The organism is Acidimicrobiales bacterium, assembly GCA_035316325.1.
In the GTDB taxonomy this organism is placed as follows: domain Bacteria; phylum Actinomycetota; class Acidimicrobiia; order Acidimicrobiales; family VFJN01; genus DASXTK01.
Genome location: DATHJB010000034.1, coordinates 1 through 8,603 on the forward strand (window position 1 = coordinate 1; position 8,603 = coordinate 8,603).

Genomic DNA, 8,603 nt, shown 5'->3' on the forward strand with positions numbered 1-8,603 from the left:
GAAGAGCGTAGCACGAGTTCCGAAACGGGGATCGTTCGGTACCCTAACCATATGGGTACGGAACGACAGGAGCTGGTGACCGCGGCGCGGGCCGTCGCGTTCACGGCTCGGCGGCTGGAGCGGGCGCTCGGGGAGATGACGTTGCCGCAGTTCCGGGTGCTCGCGCTGGTGGCGTCGTCGTCGGAGCGGGCCAGCCGGATCGCCGAGCAGGCAGCCGTCTCCCGGCCCTCCCTCACCGGGCTGCTCGACGGCCTCGAGACCCGGGGCTGGGTGCGGCGGGTCGACGTGACCGGCGACCGGCGGGGCGTCCGGCTGGAGGTGACGCCGGCCGGCACCGCCGCGCTGGCGGAGGCGGAGCGGGCCATGGCCGGCGCCCTGCACGACGTGCTCGACGCCGCCCCGGCCGCCGAACGCAACCGGACCATCCGGGGCCTCAGGTCGCTCGGCGACGCCCTGCGGGCCACCCGGGCCGCGGCGGGGACGGCCGGAACCGCCGGAGCGTCCGCGACGTGACGACCCGGAGTCGGCCGGCGCCGCAGCCGGCACCGCCGGAGGCCGGCGGGTGGATCGCCCGGCTGTGGCCGTTCATGGCGGCCCACCGGCGGAACGTGGTGATCGCGTTCGGCGTGTCGATGGCGGGCCAGGGCGTCTCGGCCATGACGCCGCTGCTGGCGAAGATCATCGTCGACGACGTCATCACCGCCCGGAGCCGCCCGCTGGCGCCCTGGATCGTGCTGCTGGTCGCCGCCGGGTTCTTCGGGTTCGCCGCCGCCTACGTGCGCCGCTTCGTCGGCGGCCGGGTGGCCCTCGACGTGCAGTTCGACCTGCGCAACGCCGTCTACGAACGCCTCCAGCGCCTCGACTTCGCGTCCCACGACCAGCTCCGCACCGGCCAGCTCGTCAGCCGCTCGTCGAGCGACGTCACCCTGCTCCAGGGCCTCCTCGCCTTCCTGCCGATCATGCTCGGCAACCTCGTGCTGGTGGTGGTGGCGCTGATCGTGATGGTGGTGCTGTCGCCGCCGCTCACGCTGGTCGCCCTGCTCGTCGTGCCGGCGATGGCCGTCGCCGCCCTGCGCCTGCGCACCACGATCTTCCCCTCCTCCTGGGACTCGCAGCAGCGGGCCGGCGAGGTGGCGGGCGTGGTCGACGAGGCCGTCACCGGCGTGCGGGTCGTGAAGGGCTTCGGCCAGGAGGACCGCGAGCTCGACCACCTGGCCGACGCCAGCGCCGACCTGTTCCGGGCCCGCATGCGCCTCATCCGCCTGCAGGCCCGCTTCACCCCGACGCTGCAGATCATCCCCGTCCTCGGCCAGGTCGCGGTGCTGGCGTTCGGCGGCTGGATGGCGATCCACGGCCGGATCACGGTCGGCACGCTGCTGGCGTTCACGTCGTACCTGGTGCAGGTGGTGGCGCCGGTGCGGATGTTCGCGGCCGCGCTGGCGGTCGGGCAGCAGGCCCGGGCGGGGGCCGAGCGGCTGCTCGACCTGCTCGACGCCAACCCGCTGGTGGTCGAGCGGCCCGACGCCCCCGACCTCACCGTCGAACGGGGCGAGGTCCGCTTCGACGACGTCCACTTCGGCTACACCCACGACGAGCCCGTGCTCGACGGCTTCACCCTGCGCATCGCCCCCGGCGAGCGGGTGGCGCTGGTGGGGACGAGCGGGTCGGGGAAGTCGACGGTCGCCCTGCTGCTCCCCCGCTTCTACGACGTGGCGTCGGGCGGCGTCACGGTCGACGGGGTCGATGTGCGGGACGTGACGCTCGACTCGCTGCGGCGCCAGGTCGGCGTGGTGTTCGAGGAGCCGTTCCTGTTCTCGGACTCGATCCGCGCCAACATCGCCTACGGGCGGCCCGACGCCACCGACGCCGAGGTGGTCGCCGCGGCTCGGGCCGCCGAGGCCGACACGTTCATCCGGGCCCTGCCCGACGGCTACGACGCGGTGGTCGGCGAGCGGGGGCTCACGCTGTCGGGCGGCCAGCGGCAGCGGGTGGCGCTGGCCCGGGCGCTGATCACCGACCCCCGCATCCTCATCCTCGACGACGCCACCAGCTCGATCGACGCCCGCACCGAGGAGGAGATCCACGCCACCCTGCAGACGACGATGCAGGGGCGCACCACGATCCTGGTGGCCCACCGGCGCTCGACGCTGCGGCTGGCCGACCGGATCGTGCTGGTCGACGGCGGCCGCGTCGCCGACTCCGGCACCCACGACGAGCTGCTGGCCCGCTCGTTGACGTACCGGGCGCTCCTGACCGGCCCCGGTGACAGCTGCGAGGAGCCGGCCGACGCCGAAACTGCGACAGAAGAGGACCGTTCCGGGCCGGTTCTGTCGCAACTTCGTGAGGACCGCAGCACCCCCGAGGCGTGGCCGGCCGAGAAGCGCAACGGGGACCGACTGGCGCCGACGGCGCAAGTGGCCGGACCGGCCCGCATCGCGCCCGGCGGCGGCACGTTCGCCAGTGGAGGGGCCGGGATGGGCCTCGCCCCGACGCCGGAGCTGCTCGCCGCCCTCGACAAGCTCCCGCCCGCCGACGACGAACCCGACATCGACGTCGCCGCCGAGGCCGCGCCCCGGGCGTTCCGCCTCCCCGAGTTCCTCCGCCCCTACCGGCGGGCGCTGGCGATCGGCTTCGGCCTCGTCGCCTTCGACGCCCTCCTCACCCTGATCGGTCCCCTCATGGTCCGGCGCGGCATCGACGACGGCGTCCGGGCGATGGACGAGACCGCGCTGTGGACCGCCGCCGCGGTGTTCCTGGTGGCGGCGATCGGCGACTGGCTGATCACCCGCATCTACACCCTCGTGACCGGCCGCACCGCCGAACGGCTCCTCTACGCCCTGCGGATCAGGGTGTTCGCCCACCTCCAACGGCTCAGCCTCGACTACTACGACCGCGAGCTGGCCGGTCGCATCATGACCCGCATGACCACCGACATCGAGGCGCTGCAGCAGCTCCTGCAGACCGGCCTGGTCACCGCGCTGGTGAGCCTGGCGACCTGCGTCGGCGTGTTCGGGTTCCTCGTGGTGCTGTCGCCGCCGCTCGCCCTGGCCGCCGCGTCGGTCCTGCCGCCCCTGGCGCTCGCCACCTGGTGGTACCGGCGGCGGTCGAGCGCCGTCTACGACACCGCCCGCGACCGCATCGCCGCGGTCAACGCCAACTTCCAGGAGAGCCTGTCGGGCGTGCGGGTGTCGCAGGCGTACACCCGGGAGGACCGCAACATCGCCGGCTTCCGGGACGTCAACGGCGAGTACCTCGACGCCCGCCTCGGGGCGCAGCGACTCATCGCCCTGTACTTCCCGTTCGTGCTGCTGCTGTCGGACATCGGCACCGCCGTGGTGCTGGGCGTCGGCTCGACGCTCGCCCTGAACGGCACGGTGACACCCGGCGTCGTCGTGGCCTTCGTGCTGTACCTCAACATGTTCTTCTCGCCGATCCAGCAGCTGTCGCAGGTGCTCGACAGCTGGCAGCAGGCGACGGTGTCGTTCGGCCGCATCGACGAGCTGATGGCGGTCCCGACGGGCACCCCGGCCCCGGCGCAGCCCAAGCCACTCGGACGCCTCCACGGCGAGGTGCGCCTCGACGACGTGCGCTTCCGCTACCCCAACACCACCGACGACGCCCTCACCGGCATCGACCTCACCATCGCCGCCGGGGAGACAGTGGCGCTGGTGGGCGAGACGGGGGCGGGCAAGTCGACGATCGTGAAGCTGATCGCCCGCTTCTACGACCCGACCGGGGGCGCCGTGACCGTCGACGGCGTCGACCTGCGCGACGTCGACCTGGGCGCCTTCCGCCGTCAGCTGGGCGTCGTGCCCCAGGAGGCGTTCCTGTTCACGGGCACGATCCGCGACAACATCGCCTACGGGCGGCCCGACGCGTCGGACGCCGAGGTGGAGGCCGCGGCCCGGGCGGTCGGAGCGCACGACTTCGTGGCCCGCCTGCCCGACGGCTACCTCACCGCGGTGAGCGAACGGGGTCGGAGCCTGTCGGCGGGCCAGCGCCAGCTCATCGCCCTGGCCCGGGCCGAGCTGGTCGACCCGGTGGTGCTGCTGCTCGACGAGGCCACGTCGAACCTCGACCTGGCCACCGAGGCCGCGGTGCAGCAGGCCATGGGCGTGGTGGCCACCGGGCGCACGACCGTGCTGGTGGCCCACCGCCTGCCCACGGCCCAGACCGCCGACCGCATCGTGGTGGTCGACGGGGGGCGGATCGTCGCCGTCGGCACCCACGACGAGCTCCTCGCCGGCAGCGACGAGTACGCCTCCCTGTGGCGGGCGTTCAGCGTCGCGGCGTAGACGCTCATCGCTCCCTCACACGTCCCTCACATGGCGGGGGTCTGCTGGGCGACATGAACGTCAGGGGACGCCTCGGATGGGCCGCCGTCGGGTCCGTGACGACCGCGGTCCTGCTCACAGGCGGGGCCGTGGCCTGGGCCTCCGTGGACGAGGACGATCCACCGCCCGCCGCGACCGGGCACGACCACGAGGCGCTCCCGCCCTACGAGGAGCGCTACGACGCCGCGTCCGGCGAGGACCAGGAAGCCGCCGACGACCTGATCGCCGACGTCGAGTCCACCCTCGCCGCCTTCGCGGACGTCGACGACGCCGTGGCCGGCGGCTACCGGCCGCCCCGCGACCGGGTCCACCCCCGCAGCCCGCTGCTCCACTACCTCAACCCGACCGTCGCCGAGGAGGGCCACGTCCTCGACCCCGAGCGACCCAACGGGCTCGTGTACGTGACGGGCGCCGACGGCGACCTGGTGCTGGTCGGCGCCTTCTTCACCGCCCGCCCCGGCGTCGACGCCCCGACGCCGGCCGGCGACCTGGTCGTGTGGCACAGCCACAGGCCCGGCACCCGCCGCATGCTGCACGTGTGGACCGCCGACGAGGTCGAGCTGGTCGGCCGTCGTGATCAACCCGTCACCGTGCGGGTGGTCGACCCGTTCGGTGCGCCATTCCGCGCGTCGGTCGAACGGAGCTGACACCATCCGTGCCGATGGAGCGTAAGACGGTCGTGGTCGTCGAGGACGACGACAACATCGCCGACCTGCTGGACCTGTACCTCGACCAGGCGGGGTACGACGTGGCGCGGGCCGCCAACGGTGCCGACGGCCTCGCCCTGGTCGCCGAGCGGGAGCCCGCCATCGCCATCGTCGACATCGGGCTCCCCGGCGGGATCGACGGCCTCGAGGTGTGCCGGCGGATGCGGCGGGACGGCAGCGTCCCCGTCCTGATGCTGAGCGCCCGCGGCGAGGAGACCGACCGGATCATCGGCCTCGAGATCGGCGCCGACGACTACGTGACCAAGCCGTTCTCGCCCCGGGAGCTGGTGGCCCGGATCAAGGCGATCCTGCGGCGCACGGCCGACGACGAGAGCGCGGCGGCCGGGCCGCTGGTGCTGGGCGACGTGACCGTCGACCTCGGCCGCCACGTGGTCACCCGGTCGGGCGAGCCGGTCGACCTCGCACCCCGTGAGTACGATCTGCTGGTCGTGCTGCTGGAGAACCGAGGGCTGGTGTTGTCGCGGCGGCAGCTGCTCGACCTGGGTTGGGGCTACGACTGGTACGGCGACGAACGGACCGTCGACGTCCACGTCGCCCAGCTGCGCCGCAAGCTCGGGAAGGACTTCCCCCTCATCACCCTGCGCCGCTCCGGCTACCGGCTCGGTTGAGGTCGCGTGCGGCGCCGCCTCGTCTTCACGATCGCCGCCGCCATCGCTGCCGCGGTTGCCGTCGTCGGAGTCGGCACGCTGGTCCTCACCACCGTCGACTCCCGGCACCGCGACGAGGAGGAGCTCACGTCGCAGCTCACGGCCCTGGCCGCCGTGGTCGCCGAGCTGCGGCCGGCACGGGCCGAGCCGGTGACGGAGCGCCTGGAGCCGACGCTGTCGGTCGACTCGCTGGGCCTCGTGGTCCTCGATGAGGGCTCGGCGCTGCTGTCCGAGGCCGACATCGCCAGCCTGCGGGAGGGCACGCCGGTGTCGCGGCGCGACGGCAGGACCACCATCGCCGCGGCGCCGATCGTGCGGGAGCAACAGCCGGACGGGCCGGCGCGGGCGCTGCTGGCGACCGACTCCACCGGCGCTTCGGTAGGGCCGGCAGGGCGCTGGTTCGTGGTGGCCGGCGCGGGGACGATGGCCGTCGGGGTGCTGGTGGCGCTGCAGCTCGCCCGGACGCTCACCGGGCCGCTGGCGGCCGCCGAGGCGGCGACGCAGCGGATCGCCCGCGGCGAGCTGGCCGCACGGGTCGACGAGCCGCGCCCCGGTGACGACGACGAGCTGGCCCGCCTCGCCCGGTCGATCAACACCATGGCGGCCGCGCTGGAGCAGGCTCGCAACTCGGAGCAGGAGTTCCTGCTGTCGGTGTCGCACGACCTGCGCACGCCGCTCACGTCGATCAGCGGGTGGGCGGAGGCCCTGGTCGACGAGACGGCGCCCGATCCCCGGACGGCGGGTGCCACGATCCTCGCCGAGGCGGGGCGACTCGACCGCCTGGTGCGCGACCTGCTCGACCTGGCCCGGCTGCGGGCGCAGACGTTCACGCTGCAGCTCCGGCCGGTCGACCTGCGGGACGTGGCCATCGGCGCCGGCGAGGGCCTCCGACCCGACCTGGAGGACGCCGGACTGGTGTTGTCGTTCGACCTGACGCCGGGGCCGGTGGTGGTGCACGGCGACGCCGACCGGCTGGCCCAGATCGCCGGCAACCTGGTGGAGAACGCCGGGCGTCACGCCACGTCGCACGTGCGGGTGCTGGTGACGGTCGACGGCGCCGATGCCGTGCTGGCGGTGGACGACGACGGTCCCGGCATCGCCCCCGCCGATCGGGACAAGGTGTTCGACCGCCTCTACAGCCAGACGGCGCCCGGCTCACGGGCCGGCACGGGCACCGGCGTGGGCCTCGCCACCGTTCGGGCCCTGGCCGAGGCCATGGACGGCAGCGTCTTCGCCACCCAGAACGAGGCCGGCGGCGCCCGCCTCGTCGTCCGCCTCCCGCTGCGATCAGGGCGTGTCCTGTAGGTCCGGTGTGCGGATCTCCGAGCCAGGGGCGGCGCTCGGCGTGCCGGGACGACGCAGGAACCCACCCAGGGTTTCAATGTCGGCTCGGTGCGGCGAGCGGCGTCATCTGGCCGGAGAGACGTGCGCCATGACCTGCAGGACACGCCCTACTCGAGCAGGCGCCGCAGCGTGCGGGCGGTCGGCGCCAGGGCTGACGTGAGGGCCGCGCCCGGACGCGATCCGAGGGGCATGACGGCGGCGTAGGCGTCGCGCTCGGCCCGCAGCACACCCGGCTTGGTGGGGGCGGTGGGGCCGACGACGAGGAGCGTGCCTGACGCCCGGGCGCCGGCGGCCACGGCGGGGCTGCGCCAGTGGGGACCGCCGGCCGCCGTGTCCTGGCGCAGGAGGGGTGCGCCGCCGAGCTGCACGTCGAGGTGGGAGTGCCACTCGCCGCCGGGCTCGTCGTGGCGGCCGAGGATGACCTCCTCCCGCCACACCACCTGAGCGGTGGCGGCGAGGTCGAGCCGGGTGTGGCTGTGGTGGACGGCGCCCGTGGCGGCGATGCCGGGCTCGGGCAGCCAGCGGAGGGTGGCGCCGTCGGCCACCCGGGCCGTGACCGTGAGGCGGGAGGGCCGGCCGTCGGGGGACGGCTGGGCGACCGAGGCGGCGACGGTCCGGACGGTCAGCGTCGCCCCGGCTTCCACGGTGACGTCGAGCTCCAGCTCGTCGCCGCCCAGCGGGGCGAAGGCGCTCCCCACCACGTAGAGGCAGCCGTCCGCCCAGCGCAGCGTGAGGGGCGACTCGGAGCGCAGGTCGACCAGCCGGGTCGGCGGCAGCACCGTGACGCCGGCCCTCGCCCTCACGGGACCGGCTGGGTGGCAGGCAGCTGGGCGCGGAGCCAGGCGACCACGGGGGCGGCGTCGGGCTGCTCGGTGAGGGAGAGGAACACGACGGGGCGGTCGCCGCGCACGGCCGCCGAGTCGCGGGCCATCACGTCGAGGCTGGCGCCCACCAGCGGCGCCAGGTCGGTCTTGTTGACCACCAGCAGGTCGGCGGTGGTGACGCCCGGGCCGCCCTTCCGGGGGACCTTGTCGCCGCCGGCCACGTCGACCACGAAGATCTGCCGGTCGACCAGGCCGTGGCTGAAGGTGGCGGTGAGGTTGTCGCCACCGCTCTCGACCAGCACCAGGTCGAGCGGGCCGATCCGCTCCTCCAGCTCCTCGACGGCGTCGAGGTTGGCGGTGATGTCGTCGCGGATGGCGGTGTGGGGGCAGCAGCCGGTCTCGACGGCGGTGATCCGCTCGGGGCCGAGGACGCCGTTTCGGCGGAGGAAGTCGGCGTCCTCGGTGGTGTAGATGTCGTTGGTGACGACGCCGATCGCCAGCTCGTCGCGCAGGTGGCGGCACAGGGCGGCCACCAGGGCGGTCTTTCCGCAGCCGACCGGACCGCCGATGCCGACCCGCAGCGCCCGGCGGCCGGGCCCGGGTCCGGGTGCCGGCAGCAGGGGCGCCTCGTCGTGGAGGTGGGGACGATCGTGGTCATGACGCAAAGAGACGCACCTCCCAGGTGGCGTGGTCCTCGGCGGCCAGCTCCAGCAGCGGCGCCGCGGG

Annotated in this window: 7 protein-coding genes; 5 read left to right on the plus strand and 2 right to left on the minus strand. The window is 74.3% G+C overall.

Annotation, left to right across the window (positions count from 1 at the left end):
- Nucleotides 1-51 precede the first annotated feature (51 nt).
- Genes VK611_04860 through VK611_04880 form a run of 5 tightly spaced genes read left to right on the plus strand, consistent with a single transcriptional unit; the run spans nucleotide 52 to nucleotide 7,014 of the window.
- Nucleotides 52-513 carry a MarR family transcriptional regulator gene (locus VK611_04860; GenBank protein ID HMG40633.1) on the plus strand — a complete coding sequence of 154 codons (462 nt, stop codon included), beginning with the start codon at nucleotides 52-54 and terminating at the stop codon, nucleotides 511-513.
- Nucleotides 510-4,295, plus strand: a complete 3,786-nt coding sequence (locus VK611_04865) for an ABC transporter ATP-binding protein (protein ID HMG40634.1) — start codon at nucleotides 510-512, stop codon at nucleotides 4,293-4,295. The genes VK611_04860 and VK611_04865 overlap by 4 nt, the downstream gene beginning before the upstream one ends.
- 53 nt (nucleotides 4,296-4,348) lie before the next feature.
- Complete coding sequence (locus VK611_04870) at nucleotides 4,349-4,981, plus strand: hypothetical protein (GenBank protein ID HMG40635.1); 633 nt, start codon at nucleotides 4,349-4,351, stop codon at nucleotides 4,979-4,981.
- Between the two features lie 14 nt (nucleotides 4,982-4,995).
- Nucleotides 4,996-5,670, plus strand: coding sequence for a response regulator transcription factor (locus VK611_04875; GenBank protein ID HMG40636.1), 675 nt, complete (start codon nucleotides 4,996-4,998; stop codon nucleotides 5,668-5,670).
- Between the two features lie 6 nt (nucleotides 5,671-5,676).
- The gene (locus VK611_04880; protein HMG40637.1) at nucleotides 5,677-7,014 is read left to right on the plus strand and encodes a HAMP domain-containing sensor histidine kinase; all 1,338 of its coding nucleotides are present in this window, start codon (nucleotides 5,677-5,679) and stop codon (nucleotides 7,012-7,014) included.
- Between the two features lie 146 nt (nucleotides 7,015-7,160).
- Here VK611_04880 and VK611_04885 read toward each other — a convergent pair whose 3' ends face one another.
- Nucleotides 7,161-7,856 (minus strand): urease accessory protein UreD, encoded by a 696-nt coding sequence (locus tag VK611_04885; GenBank protein ID HMG40638.1) that lies wholly within the window; start codon nucleotides 7,854-7,856, stop codon nucleotides 7,161-7,163.
- The gene (ureG, locus tag VK611_04890; protein ID HMG40639.1) at nucleotides 7,853-8,542 is read right to left on the minus strand and encodes an urease accessory protein UreG; all 690 of its coding nucleotides are present in this window, start codon (nucleotides 8,540-8,542) and stop codon (nucleotides 7,853-7,855) included. The genes VK611_04885 and ureG overlap by 4 nt, the downstream gene beginning before the upstream one ends.
- Between the last annotated feature and the right edge of the window lie 61 nt (nucleotides 8,543-8,603).

Coding starts and splice junctions, on each gene's coding strand:
- VK611_04860 (HMG40633.1), top strand. CDS start 52: ATGGGTACGGAACGACAGGAGCTGGTGACCGCGGCGCGGGCCGTCGCG.
- VK611_04870 (HMG40635.1), top strand. CDS start 4,349: ATGAACGTCAGGGGACGCCTCGGATGGGCCGCCGTCGGGTCCGTGACG.
- VK611_04875 (HMG40636.1), top strand. CDS start 4,996: ATGGAGCGTAAGACGGTCGTGGTCGTCGAGGACGACGACAACATCGCC.